Genomic DNA, 16,418 nt, shown 5'->3' on the forward strand with positions numbered 1-16,418 from the left:
ACATCCTCACAAACGGCTTACTTGATATGCCGCCCGCCGTTGACGGTCAGGGTGGTACCAGTGACATAAGGGTTATCCAGCAGGTAACGCACGCTCTGGTAGATCACTTCGGGCCCGGGCTCGATGCCCAGGGCCGATTTGGCCAGCACCTTGGCGCGGTAGGCCGCGTCGTCGCCCTCGTTGAACATCACCATCGCCGGGGCGATGCCGTTGACCTTGATCAGCGGCGCGAACTGCGCGGCGAACGACAACGTGAGGCTGTCGAGCCCGGCCTTGGTGGCGCAGTAGGCGATGTGCTGGCGGCTGCCCTTGCGCACCACGTCATCGCTGATGTGCACGATGTCCGCCGGTGTCGAGCGTTGCAGCAAGGGTGAACAATGCAGGTTGATCAGGTAGGGCGCAAGCATGTGCACGCTGAACATGTCGCTGAACGCGCGACTCTCGTCGCCTGGGGCTTCTGCAACCCACGCCGAGGCGTTGTGGATGATCGCGCGCAGGCTGTCGGTGTGAGTCTTCAGCTCAGCGATGAAGGCCAGGATCCCGGCCTCGCTGGAGAAATCGGCAAACACGCCCACCGCTCCCCGCTCACGCAGGGTGTGTACGCCGGGGCGTTCGCTGCGGTAGCTGAAAATCACCGAGTGGCCGTCATCCAGCAGGCGCTCGGCACAATGCAGGCCGACACGCTGGCCGGCACCGGTGATCAGGATCGGGGCGTCTGTTGCAGTCATGGGGGGCTCGATTCGCTGGCAGGCTCAAATCATACCAGCGACCGGGCCCCCTGTACTCACGCGGCGGCTTCGGTGGCCTTACGCGGTGTGGGGGCGGGATGCAGCCAGTTGGCCAGCAGGTGAGTCGACAGCGGAATGAACAGGTAAACCATCAGTGGCGTGAGCGCCAGGGTGCTGACCAGTACGCGGGGAAGCAGGTCCAACTCGCCGAGCAACGGGCCCAGTACAAAGTTGAAAATCAGCGACACCGGGAAAAACGCCAGCCAGATCGCCACGGCTTGCTTCCAGCGCGGCGGTCGCGCGCCTGCGGCGCCGAACCAGCCATCGATGCCGCTCACGCGATGCTCGGACGGGTCGGCAAACAGTTCGCTTCCTCGGTCCAGCCAGGCGCTGCGGGAGGCGGAAAACTCCCAGGCATGCAGGGTTTTCTCGTCGGCAAAACGGAAAATGATCTGGAATTCGTCGTCGTTGGGCGGCGGTGCGAGCACGCCTGAGCCCAGGTAGCCGGGGAAGTCGGTGGCCAGTTGCTCGCCTTCGCGCAGCCAGGTCATCAATTCTTCATAGCGTCCTTTGGCCACGCGGCGCGCAACCATCAGGGTGACGGGTGAGGTAGACATTGTGTATCTCCGAGTAATCAGGTGCGCTGGGCCGGGTAGGCGGCGCACGAACGTAGCGGCCGGGTGGGGCTGCCACGTAAAAACAGGCAAGGATTATTCCTGTTTTATCCAAATACGCCAGAGACTTCGGACAGATCGCCGCAGACCTTGAACCGGCGACGGCAATGGGCGTTAAATAGGATCCACATTTGCACGGATCTTTCCGACCTCTGATGCCCGAAATCATTGCCCCACAGCGTGAAACCACACAAGACAGCCAGGCTGACGATGTGGTGTTGTTTCCAATTCGCGAAGTCGCAAGGCTCACCGGCGTAAACCCGGTCACGCTGCGTGCCTGGGAGCGACGCTATGGGTTGATCCAGCCTGTGCGCACCGAAAGTGGGCATCGGTTGTACTCAAGCACCGATATCGACACCGTTCATCGCATCCTCGACTGGATCGAGCGCGGCGTCGCGGTGAGCAAGGTGGGCAAGATCCTCGCGCGAGATGACGCCAGCAGCCAGCCGATCAGCGCTTCGCGTGCCGATACCGAGCTGGAGTGGCGCCAATGGCAAGTGCAATTGCGCCAGGCCATCAGCGCATTCGATGACCGCCAGCTTGACCGCCTATACGGCCAGATCTTCTCGGCCTACTCCATGGCCGTGGTGTTCCAGGACATCCTGATGCCGCTGTGGCAACAACTGCTGCGTCACCACGGTGGCTTCGGCCAGGCCAGCGAATGGCTGTTCTTCGACAACTTCCTGCGTTCACGTACCGCGCAACGCCTACAAATGGCGACGGCAACGCCTGCGCCCAGGGTGTTGTTATCCGCCATCGCCGGGGAATGCCGCGAGCTGGAGTTATTGGTTGCAGGCTTGTTGATGTCGACGGAAAGCCTCGCGGTCAAAGTCCTGGGGGTTGGTCAGCCCTTCGATGAGCTGACGCTGGTCTGCGAAAAGACCCGGCCTCAGGCTCTGGTGCTGTTTTCCAATCGTTTCCCAGGCAGCGAATTGCCGTCGCGCCTCAAGCGCCTTGCCATGACCCTGGATTGCCCGTTGCTGTTGGCCGGTGATGCATCAGACTTGGCAGAAACGAGCTTGAACGGGTCGTCGATTGGCTGTCTGGGCAATGACGCACGGCTGATGCCGCGTCGCTTGCAGCAGTTTCTCGGCGGCCGGCTGGATACCTGATATCAGGCGTGGACTTGTGGATGCACCAGGCGGTGCTGGTGCAGGATGAACTGGCGCAGGCGCTCGGTTTCATCCGCGTCGCCCTGGCTCAGGCGGTAAGCGAACAAGCCGCGGGCGGTTTCCCGCTCCAGCGTGCCGCGCAGCGCGATACGCTCGTACCCGGACGGGCTGAACCACAGGGAAAAGGATTTTGGCGGTTTGATCCGGCCACGGATTTCCACCAGCACCCCCTTGAATGACACTTCATGCACCCACAGCGCGCCAGGGCTGCCCCTGACGTTTTCCAGTGCCACCGGTGTTTCAAGTGCCAGGCGCCACGGACGGATCATGGGCCCGTCTTCGAAGATGCTGGGTACGCCCAGGCGCAAATGCACCGCGTGAAACTCATCTTCCACCAGATGCAGGGGAAAGGTCAGTTGCTGGTTGTCGAATTGGGCCTGGATGGTGAGGTGGTCGTGAGCGGCCAGCCGGGTGAGCAAATCACGAATCTGCGCGCCGCCGTTGACGGTCAGGCTCGACGATGCGTCCCGCAAGTTGAGCTGCGGGTTGTGCTGCATGTTCTGGATAAAGTCCAGTTCGTCCTGGGTCAGTAGAGCGTCGCGATGCATGAGGGTGCTCACGGTGAGACATTAAAAAGCCATTATCGCTCTAAAGACCGCGTTTTCTACAATTTGTTGATTCCACTCGTCGCCTGAAGGGCGGCCACCTGCTCTTTCAGCTCGGCCACCTGTGCTTCCAGCTGTGCAACGCGCTGCTGTGCCCTGACCTGGGCGGTCACGTCTTTTTGCACGCCCACAAAATAAGTCTGCTTGTCGGTCTCGTTGAAAACCGTCGAAATCGACAGCTCGTTCCAGAAGTGGGTGCCGTCCTTGCGGTAATTGCGCAGGATTTCCCGGCAACTGCCGCCGCTGTCGAGGGCCTCGCGAATGGCCATCAGGGCCGGCTGGTCTCGGTCGCCCGACTGCAGGAAGCGGCAGTCCTGGTACAGGATGTCGTCCAGGTCATAGCCGGTCATCCGTTCGAAAGCCGGGTTGACGTAGATCAGCGGTTTGTCTTTGCCTTCCCGTTCGGCGACGACAATCCCGTCGTTGGAGGCGTTGATGACCATTTGCATCAGGTGGGCGTTGATCATTGAGCGTTCTATGGCGAGTTCTGGAATGTGGAGTTTATGGCACGCCTTGAATGTTGCACGGTACACGCCGAAATATTTGCGCCAGCTGTTAATATCCCACGCTTTCGCTCAACTACAGGATCAGATTGATGAAAGTCGCCATCCTTTCCGGCTCGGTCTACGGCACCGCAGAAGAAGTCGCCCGCCACGCCGCCGGCATCCTCAAGGCCGCCGGCTTTGACGCCTGGCACAACCCGCGTGCGACCTTGGCCGACGTGCAGGCTTTCGCCCCCGAGGCGTTCCTGGCAGTGACCTCCACCACCGGCATGGGTGAGTTGCCTGACAACCTGCAACCGCTGTACTCGTCCATCCGCGACCAGTTGCCTGCCGCCTGGCGTGGCCTGCCAGGCGCGGTGATCGGTTTGGGTGATGCGAGCTATGGCGATACCTTCTGCGGAGGCGGCGAGCAAATGCGCGAGCTGTTCGGCGAGTTGGGTGTGCGCGAAGTGCTGCCAATGCTGCGCCTGGACGCCAGCGAAAGCGTCACCCCCGAAGCTGACGCCGAGCCGTGGCTGGCGGAGCTGGTCACTGCACTGCGCGGCTGACCGGAAACTCGCGCAGCAACGCCAGCCAGGCCTGGGCGGCTTTGGACAGATAGGCTCCCTCACGCCAGATAAAGGCGATGTCCCAGCGCAGGTACTCCGGCGCCTTGAGCGTCAGGCGTACCACCCCTGGTCGCACCAGCCCACGGGCGACCACACTGGGCAGCAACACCACGCCCTGGCCGGCCGCCACCAGCGCCACGAGGAAATCTGCCTGCCCGCTGCGGCCGATTTCCTTCGGGGTGAAACCCAATTGCTGGCAGGCCTGCATCAGCCGATCGTTCAGCACAAAACTGCGCTGGTACATCAGGAACGGCGTGTCAGCCAATTCCTCAAGACGGACCTGGGCATTGTCCGCCAAGGGATGGTCCATCGGCAGCAAGGCATCCAGCGGTTCATCGCAGAACGCTTGCCAGGCAAAGGCCGGGTCGCTGGGCATCAGGCTGCCACCCACGTCCAGCTCGCCGCTGAGGATCGCCTGCTCGATCGTACGACTGCCACCCTCCAGCAATTGAATGGTGACGTTCGGGTAGCGCCTGCGGTACTCGGCAAACAGCCCGGCAAACAACGTGTCTCCCGCCAACAGCGGCAGGCCCAGGCGCAACTCGCCGCGGGTCAGTTGCTGCATGTCATCCAGTTCGCTGAGTAACTCGGCCTGCAGGCGCAGCATGGCCTCGGCCAGCTGCAGCACCACCTCGCCGGCGGCGGTCAGGCGGATCTGCGAGCCGGTGCGCTCCAGCAAGGGAGTGCCCAGGCTTTCCTCCAACTGCGCGACCTGTTTGCTGACGGCCGATTGGCTGATGTGCAGGGTTCTACCGGCCTGGGTAAAACCTCCACGGTGGATCACTTCGACAAAGCTGCGCAGCTGTTTGAATTCCATGGGGCGTGATTCCAGATTGGAATAGTTGGCAGTCTAACAATTCGCTGTGGGGATGGGCATGGCCTCTTTAAAATGGCGTTCTGCGAGGAACCCAAGCCCATGAAACGTTTCACCTTCAAACACCTCGGTCGTCTGCTGGCGGAGTTGGTCGTGCTATTGGCTATCTACCTGTTGGGGTGTGAACTGGCCGTATGGCTGGCCTGGCCGATTCCGGGCGGCGTAGTGGGCCTGGGCCTGTTGCTGGCGACCTTCGCCAGTGGGCTGGTCAAGCCGGCGGCCCTGCAACTGGGCGCCGGGGTGTTGATGGCGGAGATGCTGCTGTTCTTTATCCCGGCCTTGATGAGCCTGCTCGATTACGGCGGCCTGTTGCTCAACGACGGCTGGCGCATCCTGCTGGTGATCGGCTTCAGCACGCTGGCGGTGATGCTGGTGACCGCGTTTACCGTCGAGCTGGTGTGCCGCTGGAGAATGCGCCGTGAAGCTTGAGCTGATGCCGGTGTTCTGGCTCGCCCTGACCCTGGGTGCCTACATCTTCAGCCGCTGGATCTACCGCCGCACCGGGCGCTACCTGTTGTCGCCATTGATTCTGGTGCCGGTGTTGCTGCTGGCGGTGGCCGTGCCGATGAAAACGGCCTACGCCGAATACGCCGCCGACACCCATTGGCTGATGCTGGTACTGGGCCCGGTCACCGTGGCGTTCGCCGTGCCGATCTGGCAACAGCGCCGGTTGCTGGCACGCCACTGGTCGGCGTTGCTGCTGGGGATGATCGCGGGCAGCGCGGCGTCCATCGCCACCTCGTTCGGCCTGGCCAAGGCGCTGGCGCTGGACAGCTCGGTGACAATGTCCCTGGTACCGCGCTCCATCACCACGCCGTTTGCCATGCCGGTGAGTTCCGACCTCGGCGGCGTGCCGGAACTCACCGCTGTGTTCGTGATGTTCACCGGTGTGTTCGGCGCCATGCTCGGCGGCGTGCTGCTCAAGTGGTTGCCGTTGCGCACACCACTGGCGCGGGGTGCCCTGTTTGGCGTGGGTGCCCATGGCGCAGGCGTCAGCCGGGCGCGGGAAGTGGGCGGCGAAGAGGGTTCGGTGGCGGGCCTGGTGATGGTGCTGACCGGGCTGCTCAACCTGTTCGCCGTGCCTTTATTGGCGGCGCTTCTCTGACGCCATTTGGACTATTCTTCTGACTGACTCGCACGGTCATCAAGCTGGCTGCCAAGGCAACTACGGTGGCCGGGGTGTCTGACTAGACTGGCTCATCACCGAAAAAAACAATAATTAAGAAGTGCGCCAAGGAGGTCATTGCCGTGAGCCTAGCCCCCGTTCTAACGCCACAGAATGTCAAAGACCAGGTCAGCGCTGCCGAATGGCAAGCCCGTGTCGACCTGGCAGCCTGCTATCGCCTGGTGGCGCTGCATGGCTGGGACGACCTGATCTTCACCCATATTTCGGCGAAGGTGCCGGGCACCGATGATTTCCTGATCAACCCCTATGGGCTGATGTTCCATGAGATCACGGCGTCGAGCCTGGTCAAGGTGGACCAGGCCGGCAACAAGCTGATGGACAGCCCCTACGAGATCAACCCGGCGGGCTACACCATCCACAGCGCCATCCATGAAGTGCGCCACGATGTGACGTGCGTACTGCATACCCACACCGCAGCAGGTGTGGCGGTCGCCGCGCAGAAGCAGGGCGTGTTGCCGATCAGCCAGCAATCGATCTTCGTGCTGTCCAGCCTGGCCTATCATGCCTATGAAGGCGTGGCGCTGAACCACGAAGAGAAAGCCCGCCTGCAGGCCGACCTGGGCGAAAACAGCTTCCTGATGCTGCACAACCACGGCTTGCTCACCTGCGGCAGCAGCATTGCCGACTCTTTCCTGATGATGTTCACCTTCCAGCGCGCCTGCGAAATCCAGGTGCTGGCGCAAAACGGCGGGGCCGAGTTGATTGCCATCGGGCCGCAGATCCTGGCCGGGGCCAAGGCGATGGTGGCGGCTGTCACAAAGAGCGCCCAAGGTATGGGAGGCGCGCTGGCCTGGCCGGCGTTGCTGCGTAAGCTGGACAGCCAAGACCCGGGGTATAAAAGCTGATGCCACTCGCCGAGATCCCGCTCAGAGCCTGGCGCAAGCGCAGCCAGGCCTTCGACTTCCGTGGCCGCACGATCCGTTACTGGGTGGCCGGGCAAGGCGAACCGCTATTGTTGATTCACGGCTTTCCCACCGCCAGCTGGGACTGGCATTACCTGTGGCAGCCCCTGGCCCAGCGCAACCTGGTGATCGCGTGCGACATGCTGGGGTTCGGCGAATCCGCCAAGCCGTTGGATCACGACTACTGCCTGCTGGAACAGGCCGATTTGCAGCAAGCCTTGCTTGAACACCTGCGGGTGGAGCAGCCGGTGCATGTGCTGGCCCATGATTACGGCGACAGCGTTGCCCAGGAATTGCTGGCGCGGCATTACGAGGGTCGCTTTCAGATGGCCAGTTGCGTGTTCCTCAACGGCGGCCTGTTTCCCGAAACCCATCGCCCGGCCCTGGTACAGAAACTGCTGCTCAGCCCCCTGGGCTGGATGATCGGTCGCGCCTTTGGGCGCAACGCGTTGTCGGACAGCTTCAGCCAGATTTTCGGGCCCCACACCCGGCCCAGCGAAAGCGCCCTGGATGACTTCTGGAGCCTGATCCACTGCAACGACGGCACGCGCATCCTGCACAAACTGATCGCCTATATTCCCCAGCGCCGTCGCCAGCGCGAGCGATGGGTCGCGGCGATGCAGCGTGGCGACGTGCCCTTGCGGGTGATCGACGGTGAGGTCGACCCGATCTCCGGCGCGCACATGGTGGAGCGTTATCACCAGTTGGTACCGCACGCTGACACGGTGCTGCTGGCAGGCATCGGCCACTACCCGCAGATTGAGGCGCCGGTGCAGGTGCTCAAGCATTACCTGGCGTTTCGCGAGCGTATTGGCCATCCGGCGCCTCGGGTTGCCTATTCCTGAGCGGCACAATCATCCCGCTGCCTTATCGAGCACCATTCAGCCTCGGGCGACTTTATTGTGACCGCAGGCGCTGTGCCTGACACTCAACCCATTCCCATTGTCGCCAGCGGAGTTCGGTATGAGTGAGTCAGTGCAGTTCCAGGATAAGGTCGTGATCGTCACCGGTGCCGGCGGCGGGTTGGGCCGGGCCCATGCGCTGCTGTTCGCCAGGCATGGGGCCAAGGTGCTGGTCAACGACTTGGGCGGCTCTACCCAGGGCGAGGGCGCTAATGCCTCCGCTGCCGACCGCGTGGTCGCCGAAATCCGCGAAGCGGGCGGCATTGCCGAAGCCAACCATGATTCCGTCACCGACGGCGACAAGATCGTACAGAACGCGCTGGACGCCTTCGGTCGCATCGACGTGGTGGTCAACAACGCTGGCATCCTGCGCGATAAGACCTTCCACAAAATGGACGACAGCGACTGGGACCTGGTTTACCGGGTGCATGTCGAAGGCGCCTACAAAGTCACCCGCGCCGCCTGGCCGCACCTGCGTGAGCAAGGCTATGGCCGGGTGATCTTCACCGCCTCCACCTCGGGCATCTACGGCAATTTCGGCCAGTCCAACTACGGCATGGCCAAGCTCGGCTTGTATGGCCTGACCCGCACCCTGGCGCTGGAAGGGCGCAAGAACAACATCCTGGTGAACGCCATTGCCCCCACGGGCGGCACGCGCATGACCGAAGGCCTGATCCCGCCGCAAGTGTTCGAGCGCCTCAAGCCGGAGTTGGTCAGCCCCTTGGTGGTGTACCTGGGCAGCGAGGCGTGCCAGGAAACCTCGGGGTTGTTCGAGGTGGGCGGCGGATGGATCGGCAAGACCCGTTGGGAGCGCAGCCTGGGCGTGGGCTTTGACCCCGAGGCCGGTTTCTCCCCTGACGATGTGGCGGCGCATTGGGCGCAGATCTGCGACTTCCACGGCGCGGCGCACCCCAAGGACAACATCGAAGCATTGAAGGAGATGATGGCCAACTTACAGAAGTTCAGCCTCTGATCGTTGCTGGAACACGGTTGAATCCCACGGGGCGCTGAGAGCGCCCCGTTTTATTTGGGGCATAAAAAAGGCCGCTGCACAGGCAGCGGCCGAAGTAAGACGTTGGATCAAGGAGCGACAAATCAACGTCAGTGAACACCGATAACAGATTGAAAACAGGCCTCAATCCATTTGAATCCAGCTGTTCTTCCGGTTACGGAAGCGGGCGGTTCGCCCTGAAAGCCCGGTAAGCATATTCGGTTGTAACAGAATGAGTAATAGCGGATCGGGACAAGGACTGTTACTGAATTGGCAACAGTTGCGCGGCGCACCATCCATGCCCCTGATAACCCGCCATCCACCCGGTCCATGCCCCCGCGAAAACCCCGGCCGGAGCGCCGGTTAATCCTTTTGAGCGACAGCACGAATACCCCTTTGGTGCGCTTATCGCTCCTGATGTGCGGCAGTAGGGTGGGGCCTTCTGTCACTCACCGGGGAAGACGCATGACAAAAACAACAATGCGCGCCATCTTCACGCCGCAAGCGCTGGCGGCTGCGGTTGCACTGGGTTGCTGCGCCCAGGCGCAGGCTGTTTCGTTCAACATTGGCGAGATCGAAGGGCAATTCGACTCCTCGCTGTCGGTCGGCGCGAGTTGGGGCATGCGCGATGCCGACAAGAAGCTGGTGGGCGTGACCAATGGCGGTACGGGGCAGGCGTCTACCGGGGATGACGGGCGGCTGAACTTCAAGAAGGGCGAGACCTTCTCCAAGATTTTCAAGGGCATTCACGACCTGGAGCTCAAGTACGGTGACAGCGGCGTCTTCGTGCGCGGCAAGTACTGGTACGACTTTGAGTTGCAGGACGAAGACCGCGAGTTCAAGCAGATCAGCAATCACCATCGCGATGAAGGCGCACGCTCCTCCGGCTACGAATTGCTCGATGCCTTTGTCTATCACAACTACTCCATCGCCGACCTGCCGGGCAACGTGCGCGTGGGCAAGCAAGTGGTCAGTTGGGGCGAGAGCACCTTTATCGGCAACTCCATCAATAGCATCAACCCCATCGATGTCTCGGCCTTCCGCCGCCCAGGTGCGGAGATCAAGGAAGGGCTGATTCCGGTGAACATGCTGTTCGCTTCGCAGAGCCTCACCAACCAACTGACCGTGGAAGGCTTCTACCAGTTGAACTGGGAAAACACCGTGGTGGATAACTGCGGGACGTTCTTTGGCAATGACGTAGTAGCCCACGGTTGTAACAACAACTACACCGTGGGGACTGCGGCGGCGGCGGGGTTCCAGCCGCTGGCCAGGGCTTTCGGGCAAGGCTTTGCAGTGACCAACGAAGGGATTGTGGTACAGCGTGGTAAGGACCGTGAGGCCCGCGACGGCGGCCAGTTTGGCGGTGCCTTGCGCTGGCTGGGGGACGACACTGAGTACGCGTTGTATTTCATGAATTACCACAGCCGTACACCGACGGTGGGTACCACCAGTGCCGGGCAGGGCACGCTGAATGCGTTGGCCGGTATGGCAGGGTTTGTCCCTGCGGCGTTACTGCCGTCGCTCAAATCAAGCGTCATGCTTGGTCGTGGCCAGTACTACCTCGAATACCCGGAAGACATTCGCCTCTACGGCGCCAGCTTCTCGACCACCTTGCCCACCGGCACGGCGTGGAGCGGCGAAATCAGCTACCGGCCCAACGCCCCCGTGCAGTTGAACACCACCGACCTGACGCTGGCGCTGGTTAACCCGGCAACTCCCGGAACTTCGGTCATCAGTTCCTCTGCCGGCGCCGACAACAAAGGCTACCGCCGCAAGCAAATCACCCAGGCTCAAACCACCTTTACTCAGTTCTTCGATCAGGTCTTGGGCGCTGACCGTCTGACCTTGGTGGGCGAGGCGGGCGTCACCTATGTGGCGGGCCTGGAATCCAAGAGCAAGCTGCGCTATGGGCGTGATTCGGTTTACGGCGTTTACGGCTACCAAGGTGATACCGATGGGTTTGTCACCGCCACCTCCTATGGTTACCGCGCCCGGGCGATCCTCGACTACAGCAACGTGTTTGCCGGGGTCAACCTCAAGCCGAACCTGTCTTGGTCCCATGACGTGAAAGGCTACGGCCCCAACGGCCTGTTCAACGAAGGCGCCAAGGCGGTGAGCATCGGTGTCGATGCCGACTACCGCAACACCTACACCGCCAGCCTCAGTTACACCGACTTTTTCGGTGGCCACTACAACACCCTGACCGACCGCGACTTCCTGTCCCTCAGCGTCGGTGCGAACTTCTGATCACGGTTTGAAAAGGACAACTTCATGCGCAAGATGATTCTGCAATGCGGCGTATTGGCCCTTAGCCTGATGGCCGCCAATGTCATGGCCGCTGTGTCCCCGGACGAAGCCGCCAAGCTCGGCACCACCCTGACCCCCATGGGCTCGGAAAAGGCCGGCAACGCCGATGGCTCGATCCCGGCCTGGACGGGCGGCATCCCGAAAAACGCCGGCGCGGTGGACAGCAAGGGTTTTCTCGCCGACCCGTTCGCCAGTGAGAAACCGCTGTTCGTGATCACCGCGGCCACCGTCGACAAGTACAAGGACAAACTCTCCGACGGCCAGGTCGCCATGTTCAAGCGCTACCCCGAGACCTACAAGATCCCGGTCTACCCCAGCCACCGCACGGTCAACCTGCCGGCGGACATCTACGAGTCGATCAAGCGCAGCGCCCTGAATGTGCACGCGATCAACGACGGCAACGGCTTGGAGAACTTCACCGGCAACCGCTACTACGCGTTCCCGATTCCGAAGAATGGCGTGGAGGTGCTGTGGAACCACATCACCCGTTACCACGGTGGCAACCTGCGCCGCATCATCACCCAGGCCACCCCGCAGACCAACGGCAGCTACACCCCGATCCGCTTCGAGGAAGAAGTGGCGGTGCCGCAGTTGATTCCGGACATGGACCCGGCCAAGGGCGCCAACGTGCTGACCTTCTTCAAGCAGTCGGTGACCGCGCCGGCGCGCCTGGCCGGTAACGTGCTGCTGGTGCATGAGACCCTCGACCAGGTGAAGGAACCGCGCCTGGCGTGGATCTACAATGCCGGCCAACGCCGGGTACGCCGCGCGCCGCAAGTGGCGTATGACGGGCCGGGCACGGCGTCCGACGGCCTGCGCACCTCCGACAACTTCGACATGTTCTCCGGCGCTCCGGACCGTTACGACTGGAAGCTGGTGGGCAAGAAGGAGATGTACATTCCCTACAACAGCTACAAGCTGGACCAGCCGACCCTCAAGTACGACGACATCATCAAGGCCGGCCACATCAACCAGGACCTGACCCGCTATGAGCTGCACCGCGTGTGGGAAGTGGTCGGCACGGTCAAGCCGAGCGAGCGGCACATCTACGCCAAGCGCCACATGTACATCGACGAAGACAGTTGGCAGGTGGCACTGGTGGATCACTACGACGGCCGTGGCCAGCTGTGGCGGGTGGCCGAAGGTCATGCGCAGTTCTACTACGACCACCAGGTGCCGGCCTACACCGTGGAAACCCTGTACGACCTCATCGCCGGGCGCTACATCGCCCTGGGCATGAAAAACGAAGAGAAGAGCAGCTTCGTGTTCGGCTTCGCGGCAAAAGCAGCGGACTACACCCCGGCAGCCCTGAGGTCCGAAGGCATTCGCTGATCGCACCCCCCCTTGTAGGAGCCGGCAAGCCGGCTCCTACAGAGAAAGGCCGGGCTCCCTTGGGAATTCCGGCCTTTTTTATGGCTTGAAATCAGTTCGCTGAATACTTCTTCAACAACCGCCGACCACAGGACTAGGGTAGGCGCCAGGTTGCATAACAATAAAAAAGCAGGATGCAGCAATGACCGCCATGACACGCTGCCTGGACCGTCCTGGATTCATGCCACGGCTGTCCTCCCACCATTTATTGCGCCCGCGCCTGGCCGAACCGTTGCTGGCGGCGCAGGTGCGCGTGAAGTTGCTGTGCGCGCCCGGTGGCAGCGGCAAAAGTGCGTTGCTCGCTGAGTGCGCCATGCAGGCGCCGGTGGGTTGCCAGGTGTACTGGTTGCCACTCAATGGCGCGGTCTTGAGCCCCCTCGAGCTGTGCCAGCGGCTGGCGCAAAACCTTGGCCTGGTGTTTACCGATGAAGCCTCGCTGCTGCTGGACCTTTCCCGATGGCAAACCCCAGCATGGGTATTCCTCGACGACTTCTGTCGTCTACCCACGCCAGGCACCGACGCCTTGCTCGACCGCCTGTTCACCTCCAGCAGCCCCGCGCTGACGTGGTGGCTGGGTGCGCGCCGACGGCCGTTATGCAACTGGCCACGCTTGCTGCTCGATGATGAGCTGTTGGAGTGCGGCGCCGAATTGGCATTCAACCCGGCGGAGGTCCAGTCACTGCTGCGGCATACGCCAGGGCAGTCGGTTGAACGTGTCATGCAGTTCAGCGGCGGCTGGTGCGCGGGCGTGCGCATCGCTTTGCTGGGGGACGGCCACCCCGAAAAAACCTTGTTCGACTACCTGCAACACGAACTGTTCGGCACCTTGCCCGCCGAGCTGGCAGAGGCCTGGCGCGTACTCGCCCATCTGCCACGCTTTAATGCAGGGCTGTGCGAGCACTTGTTCGGTTTTGGTGACGGTGACCACTACCTGCGGGAGTTGCAGGCGCTCGGCGCGTTTATCCAACCTTGGGAAGACACCGACTGGCTCCAGGTCTTCCCGCCGCTTGCCCGATTACTGAGTGACGAGCCCTGGCCGGCCAAACGCTCCTGGCACCGGCGGGCCTGCCAGTGGTTCACCGCCGAGCAGGACTGGCAGGCCGCCTTCGAGCAGGCGCTGCTCGCCGAAGAGTACGAAGTGGCCGTGAGCCTGTTGCAGCACTTCAGTTTCGAAGACCTGTTCCGCCAGCAGAACGCCGCGTTGTTGTTGCGCCTGCACGAGCAGCATGGCGATGAATTGATGCTCGGCTCTGCGCAACTGGTCGGGCTGGTCACGGCTGCGTTGCTGTTCGCCGGGCGCTTTGAGCAGGCCGCGCAATGTATCGACCAACTGGCACGTTTTGCGCCGCAACCGACGGCGGCCCAGCAACGTTATCTGCTGGCGCGCTGGCAGGCGCAGTGGGGCTGGTTGTTGCACCTGGGCGGCGATGCCGAGCGTTCCCGCGAGCACTTTCTGGAGGCGCTGCAAGCCTTGCCCGACAGTGCGTGGACGTCACGCCTGATGTGCTTGTCGGGGCTGACCCAGCAAGCCTTGCTGCGCGGCGAGCTCGATACCGCCCAAGCCTTGAGCCGTGAGGCGCTGTGCCTGGCGCGTGCCCACGGCTCGCTGCTGCTGGAGTCTCTGTTGGAACTGGATCACGCGCAATTGCTCGAACAGCGGGGCGCGCCGTACCGGGCACAAAGCCTGCTCGAACAAGTGCAAGCGAGGTTGCTTCAACAGCGGCTGAAGGCCGGCCCGCTGGTGGGGCGCATCGCGTTGCGGCGCGGGCACCTGGCGTTGCGCCAAGGCCAGGATGAATTGGCGGCCGAGTGTTTCGACGCGGGCTTGAAGATGTGCCTGCACAGTCAGGACAAGCGCGTGCTGTACGGGTTTCTTGGGTTGGCATTGTTGGCGGCGAACCGTGGCGATTACGCCCAGGCGTTTATCCAGTTGCGTGAGGCCGAGCGCTTGATGCAACAACGCCACGTACCGGACACGGTGTATCGCGCGGTGTTGTTGTTGGTCAGCGGGCATTTCTGGTTGCAGCAAGGTCGCGCTGAATTGACGGTGGAAGCGGTTCGCCGGGTGTTGCGCCACTTCCGTGGGCCAAACGCCCGCCAGGCGCCGCCGGCCACGCTGGAATTGATACCGCGCCTGGAATACCTGCTGGTATTGGCCGAGGTCAGACTGGGCTGCGCCGAGCAACCGATCCCACGGCTCACGGCCTTGCTCGACGCCACCCGCGAGCGCGGCATGCTGTGCCTGGAAACCGAGCTGCAGTTGGTGTTGGGGGAGGTGGCTTGGCAACTGGGTGACGCCGTCCAGGCCCGCAGTGCGTTGCGTGCGGGCTTGGAGTTGGCAGGGCGTTGCCAGGTGCAACAAGCCATTCGCGAGTTGCGCCTGCGTTCCCCCGGGTTGTTGAGTGAGCTGGGCCTGGAGCCACAGGCGACGCCCGCCGGTGCGGTGGACAACCCGCTGAGCCAGCGCGAGCTGGAGGTGCTGCAATTGATTGCCCTGGGCAACTCTAATCTGGAAATCGCCGACCGTTTGTTTATCTCTCTGCACACCGTGAAGACCCACGCACGGCGTATTCACAGCAAGCTGGGCGTGGAGCGGCGCACGCAAGCGGTGGCCAAGGCCAAGACATTGGGCTTGATGGGCGGTTGAAGGTTAAGCGAACGCCTGGCGGTATTCCCCGGGCGTCGCGCCCATGGCCTGGCGGAAACGGTGGGTGAAGTGGCTGGCGCTGGAGAAGCCGCACAACCAGGCGATCTCGCCCAGCGGCAGGGTGCCCCCACGCAGCAAGGCTTGTGCGCGGGCCAGACGGCGCGCCAGCAGGTATTGGTGCGGCGGCAGGCCGAAGCTTTGGCGGAACATCCGCGCAAAGTGGTATTCCGACAACGCACACAAACCGGCGAGTTGACCGAGGCTGATCGGCTCTTCCAAGTGATGCTCGATGTAGTCCACCAACAGCCGCCGCTGGTGTGCGGCCAGCCCGCCTTTCAAGCGCAACCCTTCACGTGCGCCCACCTGGCTGAGCAAGGTGTGGCTGAGCATTTCATGGGCCAGGCTGCTGGTCAGCAAGCGCTCGGCCGGTTCTTGCCAGTTGAGCGCGATCAATTGGTGAAAACGTTGGGCCTGGCGGGCGTCTTCAAGAAAGGTGCTTTCGCGCAATTGCAGCTCGCGGGGCTCGCGGTCGAGCAGGGTGACGCAGCCGAGGGCAAACTGCTCCGGACTGAAATACACGTGGGCCAGGCGGATTTCGCCGTTGATCACCCAGGCCGAGCGGTGTTCGGCCGGCAGGATGCACAGCTTGTCGGGGCCGCCCTTGGTGCCCGGCTGGTCGCGGCGGAACGTGCCGGTGCCGCCGCCGATATAGCACGACAAGGTATGGTGGCCCGGCGCCTGGTAATCCTGGGAGTCGTGGTGGTTGCTCCACAAGGCTGCCGACAAGCCGTCACCGAGCTCGGCGCAGGCTTCGAGGCGAGCGTGGGGCGAGCGGTTGAGGGCTTGAAAGACTTGCAGGGATTGCAGATCAGGCATGGTGTGTATTCTCCGACGCCTTGCATCCTACTCCGCGCGGGTTGCGCTGTGATCCCGTGATCCGACAAAAGC

General features: G+C 62.5%; 16 protein-coding genes. 10 read left to right on the plus strand and 6 right to left on the minus strand.

Translation table 11 applies throughout. From position 1 onward, the window contains the following. Nucleotides 1–17: 17 nt before the first annotated feature. A complete protein-coding gene (folM, locus tag HX803_RS22530) occupies nucleotides 18–728 on the minus strand; it encodes a dihydromonapterin reductase (RefSeq protein ID WP_178923635.1) in 711 nt (236 codons plus the stop codon). Between the two features lie 56 nt (nucleotides 729–784). Next, nucleotides 785–1,345 (minus strand): antibiotic biosynthesis monooxygenase, encoded by a 561-nt coding sequence (locus HX803_RS22535; protein ID WP_178923637.1) that lies wholly within the window; start codon nucleotides 1,343–1,345, stop codon nucleotides 785–787. Nucleotides 1,346–1,557: 212 nt separating this feature from the next. On the opposite strand from HX803_RS22535, the gene HX803_RS22540 reads away from it, so the two are divergent. After that, nucleotides 1,558–2,514 (plus strand): MerR family transcriptional regulator, encoded by a 957-nt coding sequence (locus tag HX803_RS22540; protein WP_178923640.1) that lies wholly within the window; start codon nucleotides 1,558–1,560, stop codon nucleotides 2,512–2,514. A gap of 2 nt (nucleotides 2,515–2,516) precedes the next feature. On the opposite strand, the gene HX803_RS22545 is transcribed toward HX803_RS22540, so the two are convergent. After that, nucleotides 2,517–3,122 (minus strand): hypothetical protein, encoded by a 606-nt coding sequence (locus HX803_RS22545; protein ID WP_178923642.1) that lies wholly within the window; start codon nucleotides 3,120–3,122, stop codon nucleotides 2,517–2,519. Nucleotides 3,123–3,178: 56 nt separating this feature from the next. Next, on the minus strand, nucleotides 3,179–3,646 hold the full coding sequence (locus HX803_RS22550) for a PAS domain-containing protein (RefSeq protein ID WP_178923644.1): 468 nt from the start codon (nucleotides 3,644–3,646) through the stop codon (nucleotides 3,179–3,181). A 128-nt stretch (nucleotides 3,647–3,774) separates the two neighbouring features. Between HX803_RS22550 and HX803_RS22555 the strand changes: the two genes are divergently transcribed. Next, on the plus strand, nucleotides 3,775–4,230 hold the full coding sequence (locus HX803_RS22555) for a flavodoxin (RefSeq protein ID WP_178923646.1): 456 nt from the start codon (nucleotides 3,775–3,777) through the stop codon (nucleotides 4,228–4,230). On the opposite strand, the gene HX803_RS22560 is transcribed toward HX803_RS22555, so the two are convergent. Continuing rightward, nucleotides 4,211–5,107 carry a LysR family transcriptional regulator gene (locus HX803_RS22560; RefSeq protein WP_178923647.1) on the minus strand — a complete coding sequence of 299 codons (897 nt, stop codon included), beginning with the start codon at nucleotides 5,105–5,107 and terminating at the stop codon, nucleotides 4,211–4,213. The genes HX803_RS22555 and HX803_RS22560 overlap by 20 nt on opposite strands. A 99-nt stretch (nucleotides 5,108–5,206) precedes the next feature. Between HX803_RS22560 and HX803_RS22565 the strand changes: the two genes are divergently transcribed. The 8 genes from HX803_RS22565 to HX803_RS22600 all read left to right on the plus strand — a co-directional run bounded on the left by HX803_RS22565 (nucleotide 5,207) and on the right by HX803_RS22600 (nucleotide 15,470). Further along, on the plus strand, nucleotides 5,207–5,593 hold the full coding sequence (locus HX803_RS22565) for a CidA/LrgA family protein (RefSeq protein WP_178923648.1): 387 nt from the start codon (nucleotides 5,207–5,209) through the stop codon (nucleotides 5,591–5,593). Then, nucleotides 5,583–6,269, plus strand: coding sequence for an LrgB family protein (locus HX803_RS22570; RefSeq protein WP_178923649.1), 687 nt, complete (start codon nucleotides 5,583–5,585; stop codon nucleotides 6,267–6,269). The genes HX803_RS22565 and HX803_RS22570 overlap by 11 nt, the downstream gene beginning before the upstream one ends. A gap of 143 nt (nucleotides 6,270–6,412) precedes the next feature. Continuing rightward, nucleotides 6,413–7,195, plus strand: a complete 783-nt coding sequence (locus HX803_RS22575; RefSeq protein ID WP_178923650.1) for a class II aldolase/adducin family protein — start codon at nucleotides 6,413–6,415, stop codon at nucleotides 7,193–7,195. Beyond that, nucleotides 7,195–8,097 (plus strand): alpha/beta fold hydrolase, encoded by a 903-nt coding sequence (locus tag HX803_RS22580; protein ID WP_178923651.1) that lies wholly within the window; start codon nucleotides 7,195–7,197, stop codon nucleotides 8,095–8,097. The genes HX803_RS22575 and HX803_RS22580 overlap by 1 nt, the downstream gene beginning before the upstream one ends. Nucleotides 8,098–8,215: 118 nt before the next feature. Further along, nucleotides 8,216–9,127 (plus strand): SDR family oxidoreductase, encoded by a 912-nt coding sequence (locus HX803_RS22585; protein ID WP_178923652.1) that lies wholly within the window; start codon nucleotides 8,216–8,218, stop codon nucleotides 9,125–9,127. A gap of 498 nt (nucleotides 9,128–9,625) precedes the next feature. After that, nucleotides 9,626–11,392: a DUF1302 domain-containing protein gene (locus HX803_RS22590; RefSeq protein WP_178923691.1), complete on the plus strand. Its 1,767-nt coding sequence runs from the start codon at nucleotides 9,626–9,628 to the stop codon at nucleotides 11,390–11,392. A 24-nt stretch (nucleotides 11,393–11,416) separates the two neighbouring features. Further along, complete coding sequence (locus HX803_RS22595; protein WP_178923654.1) at nucleotides 11,417–12,784, plus strand: DUF1329 domain-containing protein; 1,368 nt, start codon at nucleotides 11,417–11,419, stop codon at nucleotides 12,782–12,784. 181 nt (nucleotides 12,785–12,965) lie between these two features. Then, nucleotides 12,966–15,470 (plus strand): LuxR C-terminal-related transcriptional regulator, encoded by a 2,505-nt coding sequence (locus HX803_RS22600; RefSeq protein WP_178923655.1) that lies wholly within the window; start codon nucleotides 12,966–12,968, stop codon nucleotides 15,468–15,470. Between the two features lie 3 nt (nucleotides 15,471–15,473). Here the strand turns inward: HX803_RS22600 and HX803_RS22605 are convergent, their stop codons facing one another. Next, a complete protein-coding gene (locus HX803_RS22605) occupies nucleotides 15,474–16,346 on the minus strand; it encodes a helix-turn-helix domain-containing protein (protein WP_178923656.1) in 873 nt (290 codons plus the stop codon). Between the last annotated feature and the right edge of the window lie 72 nt (nucleotides 16,347–16,418).

This window comes from Pseudomonas sp. P7548, assembly GCF_013386585.1.
Lineage (GTDB): Bacteria > Pseudomonadota > Gammaproteobacteria > Pseudomonadales > Pseudomonadaceae > Aquipseudomonas.